The following is a 17876-nucleotide window of genomic DNA, read 5'->3' as shown; positions in this document are numbered from 1 at the left end:
AAAGGCGCCCGGGGGAATCTGCCCCGAGCGCCCTTCAGCATTTCTCAAGCAATGGTCACGGTACGCAGCAGGTCGTTGAAACCGGTCGAGGCCTCCCACACGCCGGCGTTGGCGAGCTGGATCGCGTAGTCGGCGCGGGCCGCGAGGCCGGTCGTAGGGTCGGGCAGGCTGAGCAGCAGCCGGTAGCTGCCCGCGGGGATCTCGGCGAGTGAGAGCGACTCGCTGACCGTGGTGGTCGTGCCGGCCGCCCAGCGCCGCGGGTCGGCGGCGAGCGGGAGCCGGTAGAGCGCCCCGGTGCCGGTGTTGCGCAGCACCAGCACGGCCTTGCGCGGGTTGGCGGGCGCCGACCAGCCGTCGTTGCGGACGGTGAACCGGACCGCGAGGGTGCCGTTGCGGGTGGCGGTGGCCGGGTACACCCCGGTGGTGAGGGCGAAGCGGTAGCCCAGGCTGCGCCGGACCGTGGTCATGCATCCGCCGGCCGTCCAGGTGTTCAGGACGGACTGGTTGTAGTCGGTGTTGAGGTAGTTGTAGTGGAACAGGGCGAGCTCCTGCGTCGCGGTCGGGCAGTCCGAGCGCGGGGAGTTCACGCCGCAGGTCTCGCCGCCCATGACGACGTACTTCGTGTCCGCGGCGAGGTACGGGTACTCCACGGCGGGGTTGACGAACGTGCCGTAGTCGTCGGGGCTGGCCAGGAAGCAGTCGTTGTGGTGCCCGAGACGGGCGACCGCCGTTCCGGTGTACGCCTGCGTGGCGGAAACGGGCTCCGTCGCGTACAGGTCGCGTTTGAATGCCGGTGTCCGGAGCTGGACATCGCGGTCGGCCGGCAGCGCGGTCAGCAGCTTGTCGACGACGGCCTTGCGGTTCGCCCTGTCGGTGGCGGAGACGACGCCCGCGTTGCCGAAGTTCTGGGTGTAGTACCACTCGCCCCAGGCGCCGATGAAGCCCGCCTGCATCACGTGGATGACGTCGCTGTTCGCCTGCAGGAGCGGCTTGAGCTGGTCGATGTGGGCGAGCACCCGGCTCAGCGGGGCGTCGTCACCGGTGGTGTTCGTGGTGTACGCGAACCGCACGATCATCTTGAGCCCGGCTGCCCGCACGGTGTCGGCCTGGCGTTGGAACTTCGCGAGAGCGTCCGCACTGATCGCGGAGTTCTTGAACGCGGCCAGGTAGAAGATGCACATGACCAGCGAGATGTGATCGTTCGCGCGGTACGCCGCCAGGGTTGCCTGGTTGAAGTCGGCCGCGTCGCAGTCCTGGGTGTGGTGGTAGAGCCCGCGCTCCGGGTTCGTGATGTCCTCGGTGCTCGCGGCGTAGGAGACGGAGCCGTCCGAGCCGCCGGTGTAGGTCTGCGTGATCCTCGCTGAGGTCTCGAGCGGTGACTCGATCTGGAAGACGAGGTCGGCGTCGCCCGGGGTGGCCGTCTCGCCGAGGTCCGACCGGTTGACCGTCCACGTGGCGGTGCCACTCGCCGCGGTGTGGGTGACCGTGGCGACCGAGGCCCAGCTCCAGCCGCTGCCGGAATTGCGGTAGAGGGTGTTGTTCTCGAGGAGGAAGTCGGCGCCGACCCCGGCGGTTGCGAAGCCGGTGGCGGCGTTGCGGTCGGCGTCCACATAGACCCGCCGGAAGGCCGGGGAGCCGGTGTAGCCGACCGTGTACGTGACCGTTGTGGCGGTGTTGGTGGCGCTCGGCGAGGTGATCGCGGCGTGGGCCGGGGTGACGGCGAGGGCGGTCGCACCGAACAGCCCGGCGACGGCCGCGGCCAGTAAGCGCTTCAGGGGCAGAGCTCGTGTCAGGGGCAGGGCTCGTGTCAGGGGCATGGCTCTCCTATCGGCAGGTGTCTATTCCTATATTGAGGTACTCCAGGGAAATTCGGGCGACGGTGAACAAACTTTGGTAAAAAAGGGCGCCCCCGGGAGAACCCGGGGGCGCTGTCGTGCGGCGGGTACCGGTCAGAGGCCCGCCCACTTCTGGTTCGCCGCGCCCGTACACGTCCAGATCTGCAGTTTTGCACCGTTGGTGGTGGCGGCGTCCTTGATATCGAGGCATTTACCACTCGCCACGTTCACGAGGTCGTGACCGGCGGTGTACGTCCACTGCTGGTTCGGGCCGCCGAAGCAGTCCCACATCTGCACCGCCGCGCCGTCAGTTGTCAGGTTGTCCTTCACATCGAGGCACTTGCCGAGCGAGCGCAGTGTGCTGTCCGCCGGGTGCTGCCAGAGGCTCTGCGCGGCCGGATCGCCCGCGTAGCAGTGCCAGGCCGAGCCCGCGACGTTGGCGCCGGCGGCGGTGTTGACGCTCTGCGCGTACGTCGTGTCGTCCCAGTTGTGGTCGTACCCGAGGATCCTGGTGCTCAGCCCGGCCGCGGCGAGTTTCGGGGCGAGCGCGTTGATCACCCGTGCCTGCTGGTCGGCGGTCATGAGCATTCCGGGATAGCCGGGCGGCGAGAACTTGGGCTCGTTCTGCACGCTCAGATATCCGATGGGTACGCCGGCATCGCGGTACGCCTGCGCGAACTTGACGAGATAGTCCGTGTAGGCACCGATGCCGGCGTCTTTCAGCGAGCCGCCGATCAGCGCGGAATTGGTTTTCATGCGAGTGGGTGCGCTCCACGGCGTACCCATGAAAGTGACCTGGGGGTTCAGGGCGCGGGCCTGGGTGAGCAGCGGAAGAATGTAGTCCTGGTCGTGCGCGATCGTGAATCCCGCACCGTCGTCGTAGGTGTAGAAGGAGCGCGAGTAGTCGCTGGCCGCGATCGGCTGGCGTACCCAGCTCAGGCCGATTCCGGCGGCCGGGTCGAACAGTTTTGTCATCACCGCGTCGCGCTGCGGGGAATGGAAGATGTTGTACGCGGCGGAGTCGGTGAACGACGCGCCGAAACCGACCATGCTCTGGTAGGTCTTCGCGGGGTCGACCGTGATGACGGTGCCCGACCCGGTGCCGCCGAACGCGACCGCCGCCTGCTGGGTGAGCAGATTCGTCCGGTCGGGGGTGGTGAGCCCGAGGGGGAGACCGCGCGGGGATTCGCGGCGTCGCGACCATGGCCGAACGGATCGGGAGCTGTCCATGATCGGTGTAACAAATGGGGAGTTTCAGCCCGTTGTTACCTCACGGGAGGGACCTTCTTCCCTGGTGGGCGCGTTGTGCCCTATCCTCTGCCGACTGCCGCAACGGCAGGATGAGGCACAGTTGAACGGGGCAGGGGACCACGGTGTATCCAGGACAGCAGCAGGGCGCTCCGGGCGGGGCGATCGCCATCACGACCAAGTATTTCTGGCTCGCGTTCCTGATGGGGCTCTTCAAGCCGGAGATCAGCTTCAACGGCCAGATCGTGGCGAAGGCCTGGGGGCGCACCGTCGTCCCCGTGCCGGCCGGCCAGCACCACGTCCACGTGCACGTGCCCTACCTGATCCCGTCGCGGATCGGCAACGCCGACCAGGGCGTCACCGTGCGGCCGGGCGAGACCGTCGAGATCGAGTACAAGGCGCCCACGATCGCGTTCCTCGGCGGCGCGCTCGGCACCCCGCCGCAGAAGTTCCCCGGCATGGTCGCCACCTGGATCATGCTGGGTGTCGCGCTGTTCATCATCCTGTGCGCGTGCGGTGGCAGCCTGATCTCGATCGCGTCCAGCGGCAGCACCTCGCCGTAATCAGTTAACCCCGGAACGCGAACCGCTCTCGCGCGTGCCCTGGTTCGGTTGGTAGCATCCCGCCGTTCCAGGGCCACGTGCGGAGGTCTCCGGTGACAGACAATCGGATGAAGGATCGTGTAAAAGTGATGTTCAACGGGACGTCCCCGGACAATGCCACCTCCGAGCACCAGCTGCTCGCGCCCGGCCAGCCGCAGCAGGGCCAGCCGCACCAGGGCCAGCCGCACCAGGCGCAGCAGGGTCAGGCCCAGCAGGGCATTCCCCCGAACCAGGCGCTGCAGGTCCTCACCATGGCCCAGCGCACCGCCGAGGAGCACCTCCAGCGGGCCCAGCAGCAGGCCGACAAGATCCGCACGGACGCGCTCGCCGCGGCCGAGGAGATCGGCCGCGAGGCCCAGATGCACGGCCACAACGTGCGCCGCGAGGCCGAGCAGGTGCTGCTCGAGGCCCGGGCCAACGCCGAGCAGATCGTCCGCGACGCCCACGAGCGGGTCGAGGAGTCACAGCGCAACGCCGCCAAGGTCGTCCTCGAGGCGCGCGGCGAGGCCGGCCGGATCACCGCCGACGCCCAGGCCAACGCCGACCAGCTGCGCCTGGCCGCCCAGCAGCGTTACGACGACGTGGTGGGCAGCCTCGGCGCCCGGCGCGAGGCGTTGCAGCAGCAGATCGAGGCCCTGGAAGCGTTCGACCGGGACTACCGCGGCCGGCTGACCAGCTTCATGCAGGGTCAGCTGCGCTCACTCTGGGTGGACCAGCCGCAGGTCAGCGGTGACCTCGGCAAGCAGGAACCCGAGCCCGTCACATTTACCCCGGCCCTGCGCCAGCCCACCGGCCAGCTGCCGATGATCATCCCTCAGCAGGCCACCCCCTCCTCCTCGCCGGCCGCGTCCGACGAGGACGAGGACGCGGCCGAAGAAACCGAGGAGACCGAGGACGCCCGCCAGGGAGCTCACGCGTCGCGCGACGAGTAGACCAGCGAACCACCCACGTAGGTGAGGTCCACGCGGGCCTCGGCGATCGCCTCCGCCGGGCCCGCGAGCAGGTCACGGTCCAGAACGACGAGATCCGCGCGGTGGCCGGGCCTGAGTTCGCCGCTGTCATCGCGGTGATTCACAAATGCCGACCCCTTGGTGTACGCCGTGAGCGCCGGCGAGATCCCCAGCGCCTGACCCGCCAGGAACGGCGGCTCCCCGGAACCGGGATGCGCCCGGTTCACCGCGGTGTGTACGCCGAGCAGCGGATCCGCGGTCGTCACCGGCCAGTCGCTGCCCGCCGCCAGTCGCGCCCCGGCACGCGCCAGATCGCCGAACGGGTACTGCCATCCCGCCAGCGACGGTTCAAGGAACGGAATGGTCAGCTCGTCCATCTGCGGTTCGTGCGTCGCCCAGTACGCCTGGATGTTCGCGGTGGCACCGAGCGCGGCGAAACGGCGTACGTCATCGGGGTGCACAACCTGCAGATGCGCGAGATGCGGCCGGGTGTCCCGCATGCCGTTGGCTTTCCGGGCGGCGGCGACCGCGTCGAGAGCCTCCCGGACGGCCCGGTCGCCGAGTGCGTGGAAATGCGCCTGGAATCCGAGCGCGTCGACCGCCGTGACGTATTCCGCGAGGGCGGCCGGATCGACGAACGACAGGCCGCTGTTCCCGGTCGGGTGCCCGCACCTGTCGCGATAGGGAGCGGTCATCGCGGCGGTGAAATTCTCCGCGACGCCGTCGAGCATGAACTTGACCGACCGGCTGCGCAGATTTCCCACGCTGAATGTGTCGCGCTGCTGCAGCAACGTCTCGATCTGCTCGGCGCCGCGGTCCCTGTTCCACCACAACGCGCCCTCCACGCGGGACAGCAGCGAACCGTCGGCCGCCGCCGCCAGATAGGCGTCGGAATGGTCGGGATAACCGTTCGCGCCGCACAGCATCGCGTCCTGCCACGCGGTCACCCCGAGCGAGTGCAGCAATTCCTGGGCCCGCAGCAACCCGGCCAGCCGCTCGCCGGGCGTCACCTCCGGGACGAGACCGGCGACCAGCGCCATAGCCCCCTCCTGCAGGCACCCCACGGGCTCGCCGTGCGCGTCACGGTCGATGCGCCCGTCCGCCGGGTCGGGCGTGCCCGCGGTGATCCCGGCCAGCTCCAGCGCCCGGCTGTTCACCCACCCGGCGTGGTGGTCCCGGTTCATCAGGAACACCGGCCTGCCGCCGGCTATGCCGTCCAACAGCGCTTTCCCGGGTACGCCGCCCGCGAAGCTCTCCATCGACCACCCGCCCCCGGTGATCCACCCGGCATCGGGACGGGTGTCCGCATAGTCCCGGATCCGCCGCAGATACTCGCCTACGTCAGTGGTGCCGCTCAGATCGCAGAGCCCCAGCTCCAGCCCGCCCAGCACAGCGTGCACGTGGGCGTCCTGGAAACCCGGCAGGAGCAGCCGTCCGCGCAGGTCGACGAGCTCCGTGCCGGGCGCCGCGCGCTCCCGCACCTCGTCGCCGCCCAGCGCGGCGATGTGCTCACCGCGTACCAACAGGAAGGAAGCGTCCGTGCCGAAGAGCCGGCCGCCGGTGAAGAGAACGTCCATGCACCGACAATGGCAGCTCTTGACCTGGAGCGCGCTCCAGGTCCTAGCGTCGTTCGCGTGCAGACGACAGAACTGGGACACACGGGTACGCAGATCAGCCGCCTCGCCCTCGGTGCCATGCAGATGGGCAACGCCACCAGCGAGCCCGACTCGATCCACATCCTGAACCGCTACCTCGAGATCGGCGGCAGCTTCCTCGACACCGCCGACTGCTACGAGTGGTGGGCCACCCCCGGCAGCCGCGGCGGCGAGAGCGAGGAACTGCTGGGCCGCTGGCTGCGTGCCGGCAACCACCGCGACGAGGTCTTCCTGGCCACCAAGGGCAGCGCCCTGCCGGTCCACTCCCCGGAGCTGTGGGCGGCCGACGGCACCCCGGACTGGGACCGGGCCCGCCGGACGTTCGCCGGTGGTGGCGCCACGGTCCTGCGCGACGCCCTCGACGGCAGCCTGCGCCGTCTCGGCACCGACCACGTCGACCTCTACTACATCCACGTCGACGACCGGGTCACCCCGCTGGAGGAGACGCTGGAGACCCTGGCCGGCTTCGTGCGGGCCGGCAAGGTACGCCACCTGGGCTGGTCGAACGTCTACACCTGGCGCCTGGAACGGATCCGCCGGCTCTGCTCCCGCCACGGCTGGCCCCTGCCGGTCGCCGTCCAGCAGCAGCACTCGTACCTGCGCCCGAACGGCTCCTACGTCTCGGTCAGCAACGCCGAACAGCTCGACTACCTCGCCGAGCACGGCGACCAGACGCTCGTCGCGTACTCCCCGATTCTCAAGGGCATCTACGACGACCCGGCGAAACGGGCCGGGCACAGCGCGATGTCGGCGTACGCCGGGCCGGATTCCGACGCCCGGCTCGCGGCGCTCACCTCGCTCGCCGGCGACCTCGGCGTCACCCCGAACCAGCTCGTCCTGGCCTGGATGATGCACCAGGACGCCCCCACGGCGATCCCGCTGATCGGCCCCCGCACGATCGAGCAGTTCGAGGCCGCCGTCCCCGCCCTCGACCTCAAACTGACCCCCGAGCAGCTGGAACTCCTGTCCTGACCGGACGAGTCAGTAGCCGCTCGTCTAAACAGGATTGTGAATTCGTGCGGTGATCGCCGATGGCGTAGGGTTCCGGCGTTCTGCCCGTCGATGCGCGAACTGAGGGAATCCGGTGTCACTGACCAGGAAGCAGCTGGGTATGGCGCTCGCCGCCGGCCTCGTCACAGCGGGTTCGATCGTCGTCGTCACCGTCGCCATGATGATGGCGAGCGAGCCGCCCGCGACCCAGGTGATCACCGAGAGCGCGGTGAACCTGGCGTCGCCGCCCGTCGTCGCTTCTTCTTCTCCTTCGTTGTCGCCGTCGGCCTCGGCGCCGGCTTCGCCCTCGGCTTCTCCGTCGGCTTCTCCCAGTAGGTCCAAGAAGAAGACCCCCTCGAAGTCCCCGTCGCCGACCCCCTCGAAGACCACACCCCCGATCAAGACCTGGCCGTCCGGTACGAAGGCGAGCGCGTCCAGCGTCCACGCCTCGAACGTGGTCGACGGCGTGACCCGCCACTACGAGGCCGCCGGCGCCATCGACGGCGACGCCGCCACGTTCTGGAACGACGACACCGCCGACCAGCAGCCTGACACCCTCACGATCACCACCCCGGCCAAGGTCACCGTCGCCGGGGTCGCCGTCACCTCGCACGTCGACGGCATCATCTCCGAATACCAGGTGCAGACGTGGAACGGCAGCGCCTGGGTCACCCAGGGCAAGGTCAGCGCCAGCACGGCGATGACCCGCACGATCAGCTTCGCGGACCCGGTGACGACCACCAAGGTACGAGTCGTGGTCACCGGCGTCGTGAACCAGTCGAGCCGCATCGCCGAGGTGAAGCCCGCGGTCTGACCGGCCTGTCAGCCGGTGTTTCGCGGTGCCGCGGACACGCCGGTGACGGGGGCTGCCGGCTGCCCGGCTGCGGCGCCGTTCTACTGCGGGGCGGGCCAGGTCGGCGGGCAGGTGGTGGCGTCGGCTGACCAGCCGGAGTTGCCGGGGCCGGTGGTGATGGTGAAGCCGGTGCCGCAGCGGTAGACCGGCGGCGACTGCGCGACCCCGGTCACGGTGACCCCGGTCAGTGTGGCCGCGCCGGCGTTCTGGAAGAGCAGCGCGTACGTCCCGGCGCCTGCGATCCGTACACCGTCCAGGTCGAGCCCGGTCACCGCGCTGCCCTCCACGGTCTGCACCGCGGCGTACGTGCTGTCGATGATGTCGGTGTCGCTCACCTTGATCGACGCCCCGGTCAACGGCGCGTTCAGGGCGTCGAACCACAGCGCCCCGATGCCCGACTCCCACTCGCTGGGCGACCCGGCCCGGATCAGCGTGTTCCGCGCGAGCGTGAACGTCCCGGACACCGCAGTCGGCCCGCGCACGTCGTCGAACCGGTTGCCCACGTGCACCCCGCCGCCGCTGACGATCGTGTCTGCAACCACGTTGTCCGTCACCGTGATGCCGGTGCCGCCGTAGACCGCGATCGCGTTCGCCAGCATCGGCGCGACGACGGTGTTGTCGCGGAACGTGTTGCCGGAGTTGACGTTGGTCTGGGACCACATCGCCAGCCCGTCGTCGCCCGTGTTGCGGACGAACGTGTTCTCCACGGTGGAGCCGGTGATGCCCCGGTGGAAGTTCACGCCGTCCGCGGTCTGGTCCAGGATCCGGCTGTTGCGCAGCGTGAAGTTCGTCGTCACGCCGTCCAGCCACAGCCCGACCTTGGTGTGCTGCAACCACACGTTGTCGACGACGGAGTCCGTCAGCGAACCACCGATCGCGTTGGTCGGCGCGCTGTCGTCGCGTTCGGTGATGTCACCGATGATCGCCAGGTCACGGATCGTCACGCCGGTGCTCGGTGCCCCGCCCGCCCCCGCGTACCTTCCGAACAGCCCTGCCGCCCGGGACCGATCGCCGGGGTCACGCCCGCCCAGCACGGAGTACCAGGGTCCCGCCCCCTGCACGGTCACCTTGTCGACGGTCACATGCCCGAAGAGCAGGAAATTGCCCCGGGGTACGAACACCGCGCGGCCCTGCGTACGCCCCGCATCGACTGCTGCTTGAAATTTCGCCGTCGCGTCGACTGTGCCGGTCGCGTCCGCCCCGAAGTCGGCCACCACGTCCAGCGCATCGGCGGGCCTGGCGATAGGCGCCCCGACCAGCTCGAAGTCGGCGAGGTCCACGGTGATCGAGGGGGTCTGCGCCGTCGACGACAGCTCCACCCGCACCGTCGACCCGGCCGGCAGCGTCTGCCCGAACATGGTCCGCGTCTCGTCGTAGAAGTGGTGCGCACCCGTACCCGGCGTGTTGGTGAACGGGAACGACCCGTAGTAGAACGCATACCGTGACGTGACCGCCACCGCGGTGCTGTTGCCCCCGGCCCGCACGTCGACGCTCGCGGTCCGCCCGGTCCCGGCCGCGTCGTCCGGCACGCTGTAGCGGAACGACATCGCATCAGCCGGCGCCGTCAGCGTGAACTCGACGTACTCCCCGGCCGCGTCCAGGGTCACGGCCCGGCGCCCCGAAGCCTCGGTCGCGAGGGTCCCGTACCGCCGGTCCGGCGCCAGCACGGTCCCGTTGGTCGCCGCATCCTCCGCCTCGAGCTCGGTGAACGGCACCCGCGCACCCCGCCCGTCCACCGCGAACGGCGACGTGGCCGTGGCCGCGGCTGTGATCGCGGCATCAGCCGACGGCGACGCGGCTGTGGTTGCGGCATCAGCCGACGGCGACGCGGCTGTGGTTGCGGCATCAGCCGACGGCGACGACCACCAGGACGACAGGCTCAACCCCGCAGCGACAACCGCCGCCGCCCCCAGGGCAGCCACCCCGCCCGCCGCCCGCCGCCGCGCCCGCCGGTGCCGCGCAGGCGCACCCTCACCGTGGAAACTCATCGAACCGGTACCTCCGAGACAGCCGACAGCCACCCGGACGCTATAGACCCGCCCCGCAGTCACGCACCGTCAGTAAGCAAAGTTAAGAGCTGCCTAAGGGGAGGAGATCGCGAGTGCCCTTTCACTACGGCCGGTTGTGCACGAACCAGGCGTCCCCGCTGGCCACCGCGACTGCCAACTCCCACTCAAGGACGTCCGAATCAGGTCCCAGCGCGAGCAGTTGCCGGGCCGCCGTCCACGCGTCATCTCCCGGAACCGGCGGCCAGCGCCGTCTGTGCCTCGGAGTCGAGGGGTGAAGGCGCCACTATGTTCCGGCAATTCGAGCATGGGCCCGATTGTGCATGTCACCACTCGGTTGACGTTATATGACGGCTTCCGTACTGTGTGGCCCGTGCAGAACTCAACTCATGGCTTCGGGCCGCTGCTCGCTGCGTACCCCGCTCGGATGCGTCGGCGGCACGGGGCGGAACTGATCGCGACCCTGATCGAGATGGCCGGGCCGGACGGGAGGTCGAGCCGGGCCGCCCGGTGGCAGCTGGCCGCCGACGGACTGCGGGAACGGTTCCGGTTGCCGGGCGGGCGGCCGCTCGCCGTGGTGGCCGCGGTGCTGGCACTGGTGGTCGGTGGGGCGCTGGGGGCGGCAGGCGGATCCTGGGTGGGCACCACGTTGTACGCCGACCTGCCCGGCGCCGAGTCGGTCGCGGCGCAGATGCTGCCTCCGGGCGGCACGCCGCTCAGCCACACCGGGGACAGCTCGTACCTCAACGTGATGGACACGATCGCCGCCGGCCTGAACCCCGCTGAAGCGGCCGAGGTGTCAAGGCAGAAGATGGAGGCCGACGGCTGGGACACCACATCGGTCGGTACGGGCGACGGCTCCGACGGTCTCCTGCGAAACGCCCACTTCCACGCGACGAACGGCAACACCGAGCTGAGTGTGTACGCGTACTACGCCACCGCCGACGTCGACCCCATGATCTCCATCGCCGGATGGCCCTCCCGGCCCGCCGCCTTCGTACCGCTGACGATCGCGGGGCTCGTGCTGGGCATGATCGTCGGATGGCTCGTCGCGGCGGCGCTCACCCACCGCATCGCGGCGGCCCGGCGACGCCGACCGGCCGCCCTGCTCGGCGGGGCAGGCCTCACCCTCCTGCTCCTCCCGGCGACCACCTTCTTCGCCTCCCTGGCCTACTACCTGACCGGCCCGGACACCGCGAGCACGGGCGGCCGCCTCCACACCGGCGACGCCTTCACCTTCGGCCCGACCATGGATCTGCTCCGGGAGACCGGTGTCCAAGGAGTCTTCGGCCAGACCGGCACCTACCTCAGCTGCACCCTTACCGGCTTCACCCTCATCGCGATAGCCGCCATCGCCGCCCGCCCCCACCCCGCCGGCGAGGCCCCCGACCCGGTCGGCGCGCTTCCCGCCTGACCCGGCTGCTCGAGCCCGTTCACCCGCGCGTTTCGCCTGGCCGTCTCGCCTGCTGAGGCGGCCAGGCGGTCTTCCGGCTGATCCCTTGTGGATGGCCTGCGCTCATGAATTCCCGCGATGAGACGATCGCGTCGCCGAGGTCGTGCTGCGCGGTGCCGTGGTTCCGCACCTGCTCGGCGCCGCCGAGGACCCCGGCGGCGCCCCGATCGAGGTCTTCGACCAGCTGCGGGCCGGGCTCGCCGACCGCTCCGAGTTCTGTCGCGGGCTCGCCGAGCCGTGGCCCACACCTTCCTGGCCGGGGGCCTCTTCTCAGCGGGAGGCGGGTTTCACCTGGCTGAGCAGGGCTGCTGCTTCCTGCGGGGTGAGCGGGCCGTCGACGCGCAGCGTGGGGAGCATCAGCGGGTAGACCCGGCCGGCGTTCCAGGAGCGCTCGTACGGGGCGGCGTCGAGGACGATGACGCGTACGCCGTCGTGGTGGGGGATGTCGGCGGGTTTGCCCTCGTTCCAGATCCAGTCGCCGTTGGCGTCGATCATGTTCCAGCTGCCCGTGATGCCACCGTCGGGTGCCGGGTCACCGGTGCTCGCCGCGGCGATCTCGATCTCCGTCGGCGGGCGGCCCGGCAGCCGGGTCTCGTCGGCGGGGTCGCTGATCAGGGCGGCGGCGAGCAGCGTGTGGAGCTGGAAGTTGTCGGCGATGCCGCCGATCGTGACCCGGTAGCCGCGGCCGGTGCCGGCGAAGCCGCGGTCGAGCACGATGAGCGGTTCGTCGTCGAGGACCTCGAGCAGGCCGGCCAGCCAGGACGGCGTGCCGAGCCGTTCCCGGACGGGTTCGATCGCGGCGGCGAGGCGTTCGCGGCCGGGCAGCGCGGCCCGGGCGTCGGCGCGCTGGCAGAGCACCAGCAGCGGCTGGACCAGCTGGTCGGCGGACATCCAGGCCTGCATCAGCAGCTCGGCCTCGTGCGCGTCGAGGCTGCGGCGGCGGGCGAGCTCGGTGAAGCGGGCGAGCGCCTCGCGGGCCGTACTCTCATCGGTGAGGTCCGGGATCTCGCCGAGGTCCGCCTCGCACAGGCCGGCGAAGAGCGCGGCCGACTCCAGCACCTCGGTGGCCCGCTCCACGAGGACCGGCAGCACCACGAGCGGGTCGGTGCCGAGCCCGGCGACGGCGCCGACGACCTGGGCGAGGTCCTGCGCGAAGAAGAACGGCATCGCCCGCATCCCCTGGGCGAGGCGTTCCAGCGCGGTCTGCACCTCGGCCGGCTCGGCCCGCTGCGCCTGCTCGACGATGCCGGCCAGCGCGGCCTCCCACTCGTCGGGGTCGGCGGTGCGGCTGAGGACATCGAAGTACACGTCGAACGTCACCGCCGCGATGTTACCGGGGTTCAGGTGCTGTCACGCGCCGTGGGCGTAGAGCGCCAGGCGTACCCGGTTGGGGCTGGCGGTCTTGGTCATCAGGCTGGTGACGTGGGTCTTGACCGTGGTCACGCCGATGTGGAGCCGCTCGCCGATCTCGGTGTTGCCGAGGCCCTCCGCGACCAGGGCGAGCACGTCGCGTTCGCGGGCTGTCAGGGCCACCGCCGTGCGCGGCTCACCGGTGGGGGCCTGCATCGCCCTGCGGACCAGCCGGCGCAGGACGTCCTGACTGAACGGGCTGTCGCCGGCCGCCGCCCGCCGGATGCCGTCCAGCAGGTCCTCGGGGGAGGCGTCCTTGAGCAGGAAACCGCAGGCCCCCGCGTTGAGCGCCGGGTAGAGATGGTCGTCGTCACCGAACGTCGTCAGCACCAGCACCCGGGCGGCGGGCCGGGCGGCCAGGATGCGCCCGGTCGCGGTGATGCCGTCCAGGCCGGGCATGCGCAGGTCCATCACGGTCAGGTCGGGGGCGAGCCGCTCGGCGAGGGAGACCGCGTCGCGGCCGTTGTCCGCCTCGCCGACCACCTCCAGGTCGGGCTGGGCGTCGCAGAGCATCCGCAGGCCCGCCCGGATCAGATGCTGGTCGTCGACGAGAAGAACCCGGATCATGCGGTCACCTTGGGGAGGAGGGTGCGGACGCGCCAGCCGGTGCCGAGGGGACCGGCCTCGAGCTCGCCGCCCAGCACCGACACCCGTTCGCGCATCCCGGTCAGGCCGTGCCCGCCACCGGACGGTACCGCCGGGACGGCCCGGGTGTCGCGGCCGCCGTCGTCGCGGACTTCCCACGTGTCGCGGCCGCCGTCGTCGCGGACTTCCCACGTGACGTCACCGTCGTCGACCGCGAGGACCAGCCTTACGTGGGAGCCGGGGCCCGCGTGTTTCGCCACGTTAGTCAGGGCCTCCTGGGTCAGGCGCAGCACGGCGAGGCCGCGGACCGCGTCGAGGGCGCCGGCTGCCGGGGAGATCTCCGCGTCGACCACCAGCCCGGAGCGGCGCGCGGTCTCCACGGCGCCATCCAGTGCCGCGGGCAGGGCAGCAGGTTCGATTGCGGTCAGGGCGGCGTCCCCGCGTACGCCATCGGGGTCCCGAAGCACCGCGACAAGCCGCCGCAGGTCCGCCAGGGCCGTCGTGCCGGTGCCGTGCACGTCGTCGAAGACATCGCTCACCTGCGGGTCCAGGCCGGGCAGCACGTGCCGCGCCACACCGACCCGCAGCACCATCGACGCCACGTGATGCGCGACCACATCATGCAGCTCCCGGGCGATGGCGGTGCGCTCGTCGGCCCGGGCCGCGCGCAGCTCCGACTCGCGACGGCGGTGCCCCTCGGCCACGCGTTCCGAGGCCTCCCGGGCGAGCTCGGCGCTGATCCGCACGACCATGCCGAGCAGCAGCGGCACGACGACCGCCACCATCAGGCCGAAGACCCGCACGAACAGCGACCCGTACCCGCCGGCCACATAGACCACCGAGAGCAGGCCGGCACCCCACCACCGCACCACCGGCCTCGCCCAGATGGTCACCTCGAGCAACGCCCAGCCCGCCCCGACCTGGTTGATCGTCGGATCGTCGAGCAGCCCCATCGCCACCGCGAGCAGCACGGCCTGGGCCGCCAGGTTCGCGGTCGGCCGGTTGCGCAGGACCAGCGCCGCCGTGAAGGCGATCACCGCGAGCACCCACTGGTCCGCCCCCGGTGACCGGTGCGCCTGGGCGCTGTAGACCAGGAAGCCGACGCCCGCGAGGTCCACCAGCACCCACCGCACGAGAGCACCGCGCGCGTCGAAGAGCCGGCCCACCCATCTCACGGCCCTCACCCTATGCCGCCGCAGCATCGCTCTCCCCGCACCACTCACCCAGATCGGTTGTGCACAACTTGGTTGTGTGCAATTTAATTGTGCACAACTTAATTGCACACAACTCAATCGTGCACAACTGAATTGCCCGCAACCGATTTCGGGCGCCACCAGCGGCGGAGCACGAGGTACGCGAGCAGCCCCAGCGGCCCGAGCAGGATCGTGAGCAGCAGAACCGGGGCCATGACCAGCGCCGGGACGGCACGCTCCCGGCTGTCGAGCCACGCCCACCGCCCGACGAACAGGTCGAAGGCGATCATGTGTGCCCACCCCGCAGTGGCGCCGTCGGCCGAGCCGAGCAGCTCCCGGACGCCGGCGAGGGTCGGGGAGGCAACGGCCGGAAGGACCTCGCCGAGCGACCCGGCCACGGTGATGGCGTAGATCAGCAGCGGTGGCAGCACGATCCAGGGCGAGCCGATGATCCGGCGCGTCCACGACCAGCTGGGAAGCAGGATCATCAGGGCCCAGAACGGCGCGGCACAGGCGAACGTCAGCGAGAACAGAACTCCGGTCATGCGGTCACAGCCTTCCGGTTCGCGGCGAGATACACACCGGCGGCGGTCGCGGTGGCGGCCACGATGACGGCCAGTGCGGTGAGAGTCAGGGCATCCGGGTGCACGACCGACTGGCCACGCAGTGCCTGCCAGGTCAGCACGACGGTCGTTGCGCCGTAGGCCGTTCCCGCGACCCGGAGCAGGCCGATCTGCGTACGCTGCGCGAGCCGTCCGCCGAGCCGGGCCAGCAGCAGCGCGAGCAGCGGCAGTGCCTGCAGGGCGTGCAGGCCCACGAAATGCCCGGCGCGCAGGTCACCGCCGACCGTGCTCCAGCCCAGCACCGGCAGCCCGGGTCCGCCGTCGAGAGTGCCGACGCTGTGCGCGCCGGCGATGTCGTCGATCCCGGGTGCGGCGGTCGGCAGGACCATCGGGATCGCTGCCAGCATGCCCAAGGACGACAGGCCCAGCCCGAGTCGTACGCCCAGAGCGGCGACCCGGTCGGCGATCCGTGCCCGCAGCACCACCACGGCGATCACGATCTGAGCCACGAACAGCACCATGATCGCCGTACCCATGACGTTCCAGAGCACCGAGTTGAGCGCGCTGGTCTGGTTGTAGTGGCTGGTCTGGCCCCGGGCGGCCTGCCCGGCGATGACCACCATCTCGGCGACGCCCATCGCGACGATGACGACGGTCGACCATTCGGCGAGGCGGCTGCGCCGGGGCAGCAGGGTCAGCATCCACGCGAGGGTGCCCGCGTAGAGCACGAACGAGACGGAGAACTTGAACGGCTTGAGCCAGACCGGGGCTCCGGTGACGATCCGGTCGTCGGCGGCCAGTCCTGCCAGGGTGGCGATCGTCAGCACGGCCATGGCGGCGGCCAGGACCAGCAGCGGACGGTTCCAGCGCTGGACGCGTACCGGCATGATTGTGGTGGTCATAGGTCGATCCTCGGGTTCCGCGGTGCCCGTTTCGCCCGCCCCGGGGCCGGACCCGCGGCCGCTGGTCCGAGCCGTGCCTCCTCCCTGGGGAGGAGGCACGGCTAAGCTCCGAACCGTGATCGCGAATCCCGGAATCGTCTTCAAGGACCATGTCGTCGCCGTGCCGCTCGACCACTCGCGGCCCGACGACGGGGAGACCATCGAGGTGTTCGCCCGCGAGATCGTCGCCGCCGACCGAGCCCGTGACGAGCTGCCGTGGCTGCTGTTCCTGCAGGGCGGGCCGGGCAGCCCGGGGACGCGGCCGTTCGGGCAGGACGCGTGGCTGCGCCGGGCCCTGCGCACGCACCGGGTGCTGATGCTGGACCAGCGCGGCACCGGGCGCAGTACGCCGATCACCGCGCGGACGGTGCAGGGGATGACCGACGAGCAGATCGCCGCGTACCTGAGGCTGATGCGTGCCGACAGCATCGTGCGCGACGCCGAGATCCTGCGTGAGGAGGTCGCCGGCTGGGTGCCGTGGGACACCTTCGGGCAGAGCTACGGCGGGTTCTGCACCCTCACGTACCTCTCGATCGCTCCTGAGGGCCTGCGCAATTGCTACATCACCGGAGGACTGTCGGGGCTCGATGCGACGGCGCACGACGTGTACGCGCGTACCTATCCCCGGGTCGCGGCCAAGAACGCCGCGTACTACCGGGCGTACCCGGAGGATGCCGCCGCGATCCGCCGCCTGAGCGACCGGCTCATTGCCGAGGATGTGCGCCTGCCCGACGGTGACCGGCTCACGGCCCGGCGCCTGCGGCTGCTCGGCTCCTCCTTCGGCATGAGCAACGGCTTCTCCAACGTGCACTGGCTGATCGAGTCCGCCGGCCTAGGAGCGGAAATTCCCGATGCCTTCAGGTACGCCGTGATGAGCGAGACCGGGTTCGTCGACCGTCCGCTGTACGCGTTGCAGGAGTACTGCTACGGGGCTCCCGGCAGCGCGACCGGGTGGGCCGCCGAGCAGGCGATCACGCAGTACCCGGAGTTCGCGGAGAAAGCCGATCCGCTCTACTTCACCGGCGAGATGATGTACCCCTGGATGTTCGAGGAGATCAAGGCGCTGCGCCCGTTCGCGGGTGCCGCCGAGATCCTGGCCCGGGCGCAGGACTGGCCCGCCCTGTACGACCCGGCGCGGCTCGCCTCGAACGAGGTCCCGGTCCGCGCGGCGGTCTACCACGACGACATGTACGTCGACGCCGGCCTGTCCCTGGAGACGGCCGCCGCGGTCGGCAACGTCCGGACGTGGGTCACCAACGAGTTCGAGCACGACGGTCTGCGCGCCGACGGCGAGCGGGTCCTGGGCCGCCTGATGGACATGGCCACCGGTCTGGCGTGACGCTGGGTGACGGTCTCGATGGGGTGGGCCCGATCACCAGGTTCGCCGGAACGGCCGCCGGGGGCGTAAAGTGGGCCGTACTCCGGAACTGCGCGCTCCTCTGACGGGCATGATGCGCGGTCGGCCGGTCTACTTGGCATCGTTGTTCGGGCGCTGTCAATCTTGGCCTTGTCGCTCCTGGCGCTGCCAAACATTCCGGCATTCCAGACTTTCGGCATTCCAAACATTCCGGCATTCCAGCCTCTCGGTGATC

The 17876-nt window shown here is 70.4% G+C and carries 15 protein-coding genes; 6 read left to right on the top strand and 9 right to left on the bottom strand.

Translation table 11 applies throughout. The features are described from left to right. Positions 1-44: 44 nt before the first annotated feature. Together Aco04nite_RS27610 and Aco04nite_RS27605 are read right to left on the bottom strand one after the other, a co-directional pair. Positions 45-1817, bottom strand: a complete 1773-nt coding sequence (locus tag Aco04nite_RS27610; protein ID WP_213000156.1) for a DUF4832 domain-containing protein — start codon at positions 1815-1817, stop codon at positions 45-47. A 132-nt stretch (positions 1818-1949) separates the two neighbouring features. Continuing rightward, on the bottom strand, positions 1950-3065 hold the full coding sequence (locus Aco04nite_RS27605) for a ricin-type beta-trefoil lectin domain protein (protein WP_213000155.1): 1116 nt from the start codon (positions 3063-3065) through the stop codon (positions 1950-1952). Positions 3066-3208: 143 nt separating this feature from the next. Between Aco04nite_RS27605 and Aco04nite_RS27600 the strand changes: the two genes are divergently transcribed. Together Aco04nite_RS27600 and Aco04nite_RS27595 are read left to right on the top strand one after the other, a co-directional pair. Further along, complete coding sequence (locus Aco04nite_RS27600; RefSeq protein WP_213000154.1) at positions 3209-3646, top strand: hypothetical protein; 438 nt, start codon at positions 3209-3211, stop codon at positions 3644-3646. A gap of 107 nt (positions 3647-3753) precedes the next feature. Next, a complete protein-coding gene (locus Aco04nite_RS27595) occupies positions 3754-4617 on the top strand; it encodes a hypothetical protein (RefSeq protein ID WP_213000153.1) in 864 nt (287 codons plus the stop codon). Here the strand turns inward: Aco04nite_RS27595 and Aco04nite_RS27590 are convergent. Next, positions 4596-6212 (bottom strand): amidohydrolase, encoded by a 1617-nt coding sequence (locus Aco04nite_RS27590; RefSeq protein WP_213000152.1) that lies wholly within the window; start codon positions 6210-6212, stop codon positions 4596-4598. The two genes, Aco04nite_RS27595 and Aco04nite_RS27590, sit on opposite strands and share 22 nt — an antisense overlap. A gap of 57 nt (positions 6213-6269) precedes the next feature. On the opposite strand from Aco04nite_RS27590, the gene Aco04nite_RS27585 reads away from it, so the two are divergent. Together Aco04nite_RS27585 and Aco04nite_RS27580 are read left to right on the top strand one after the other, a co-directional pair. Further along, positions 6270-7262: an aldo/keto reductase gene (locus tag Aco04nite_RS27585; RefSeq protein WP_213000151.1), complete on the top strand. Its 993-nt coding sequence runs from the start codon at positions 6270-6272 to the stop codon at positions 7260-7262. Positions 7263-7374: 112 nt separating this feature from the next. Further along, positions 7375-8094, top strand: a complete 720-nt coding sequence (locus Aco04nite_RS27580; protein ID WP_213000150.1) for a discoidin domain-containing protein — start codon at positions 7375-7377, stop codon at positions 8092-8094. An 80-nt stretch (positions 8095-8174) separates the two neighbouring features. Here Aco04nite_RS27580 and Aco04nite_RS27575 read toward each other — a convergent pair whose 3' ends face one another. After that, positions 8175-10121, bottom strand: coding sequence for a glycosyl hydrolase family 28-related protein (locus tag Aco04nite_RS27575; protein ID WP_213000149.1), 1947 nt, complete (start codon positions 10119-10121; stop codon positions 8175-8177). Positions 10122-10512: 391 nt separating this feature from the next. Between Aco04nite_RS27575 and Aco04nite_RS27570 the strand changes: the two genes are divergently transcribed. Continuing rightward, the gene (locus Aco04nite_RS27570; protein ID WP_213000148.1) at positions 10513-11553 is read left to right on the top strand and encodes a hypothetical protein; all 1041 of its coding nucleotides are present in this window, start codon (positions 10513-10515) and stop codon (positions 11551-11553) included. A gap of 309 nt (positions 11554-11862) precedes the next feature. Here the strand turns inward: Aco04nite_RS27570 and Aco04nite_RS27565 are convergent, their stop codons facing one another. The 5 genes from Aco04nite_RS27565 to Aco04nite_RS27545 form a co-directional block, all read right to left on the bottom strand. Beyond that, positions 11863-12912 (bottom strand): hypothetical protein, encoded by a 1050-nt coding sequence (locus Aco04nite_RS27565; RefSeq protein WP_213000147.1) that lies wholly within the window; start codon positions 12910-12912, stop codon positions 11863-11865. Positions 12913-12942: 30 nt separating this feature from the next. Next, positions 12943-13569: a response regulator gene (locus tag Aco04nite_RS27560; RefSeq protein ID WP_213000146.1), complete on the bottom strand. Its 627-nt coding sequence runs from the start codon at positions 13567-13569 to the stop codon at positions 12943-12945. Beyond that, positions 13566-14762: a sensor histidine kinase gene (locus Aco04nite_RS27555; RefSeq protein WP_213000145.1), complete on the bottom strand. Its 1197-nt coding sequence runs from the start codon at positions 14760-14762 to the stop codon at positions 13566-13568. The genes Aco04nite_RS27560 and Aco04nite_RS27555 overlap by 4 nt, the downstream gene beginning before the upstream one ends. A 113-nt stretch (positions 14763-14875) precedes the next feature. Beyond that, entirely contained in the window at positions 14876-15325 is a 450-nt protein-coding gene (locus tag Aco04nite_RS27550) for an ABA4-like family protein (protein ID WP_213000144.1), read from the bottom strand. Next, positions 15322-16245 carry a hypothetical protein gene (locus Aco04nite_RS27545; RefSeq protein ID WP_213000143.1) on the bottom strand — a complete coding sequence of 308 codons (924 nt, stop codon included), beginning with the start codon at positions 16243-16245 and terminating at the stop codon, positions 15322-15324. The genes Aco04nite_RS27550 and Aco04nite_RS27545 overlap by 4 nt, the downstream gene beginning before the upstream one ends. Before the next feature lie 115 nt (positions 16246-16360). Between Aco04nite_RS27545 and Aco04nite_RS27540 the strand changes: the two genes are divergently transcribed. Beyond that, positions 16361-17623, top strand: coding sequence for an alpha/beta fold hydrolase (locus Aco04nite_RS27540; protein ID WP_213000142.1), 1263 nt, complete (start codon positions 16361-16363; stop codon positions 17621-17623). The last annotated feature ends 253 nt before the right edge of the window (positions 17624-17876 follow it).

The organism is Winogradskya consettensis (genome assembly GCF_018332715.1).
GTDB lineage: Bacteria > Actinomycetota > Actinomycetes > Mycobacteriales > Micromonosporaceae > Actinoplanes > Actinoplanes consettensis.
This window is presented reverse-complemented; position numbering and strand designations above follow the sequence as displayed.

What these genes read in the sequence shown, in the direction of transcription:
- Aco04nite_RS27610 (WP_213000156.1), bottom strand. Translation starts at nt 1,817, where the DNA reads ATGCCCCTGACACGAGCCCTGCCCCTGACACGAGCTCTGCCCCTGAAG.
- Aco04nite_RS27605 (WP_213000155.1), bottom strand. Translation starts at nt 3,065, where the DNA reads ATGGACAGCTCCCGATCCGTTCGGCCATGGTCGCGACGCCGCGAATCC.
- Aco04nite_RS27595 (WP_213000153.1), top strand. Translation starts at nt 3,754, where the DNA reads ATGAAGGATCGTGTAAAAGTGATGTTCAACGGGACGTCCCCGGACAAT.
- Aco04nite_RS27590 (WP_213000152.1), bottom strand. Translation starts at nt 6,212, where the DNA reads ATGGACGTTCTCTTCACCGGCGGCCGGCTCTTCGGCACGGACGCTTCC.
- Aco04nite_RS27575 (WP_213000149.1), bottom strand. Translation starts at nt 10,121, where the DNA reads ATGAGTTTCCACGGTGAGGGTGCGCCTGCGCGGCACCGGCGGGCGCGG.
- Aco04nite_RS27560 (WP_213000146.1), bottom strand. Translation starts at nt 13,569, where the DNA reads ATGATCCGGGTTCTTCTCGTCGACGACCAGCATCTGATCCGGGCGGGC.
- Aco04nite_RS27550 (WP_213000144.1), bottom strand. Translation starts at nt 15,325, where the DNA reads ATGACCGGAGTTCTGTTCTCGCTGACGTTCGCCTGTGCCGCGCCGTTC.
- Aco04nite_RS27545 (WP_213000143.1), bottom strand. Translation starts at nt 16,245, where the DNA reads ATGACCACCACAATCATGCCGGTACGCGTCCAGCGCTGGAACCGTCCG.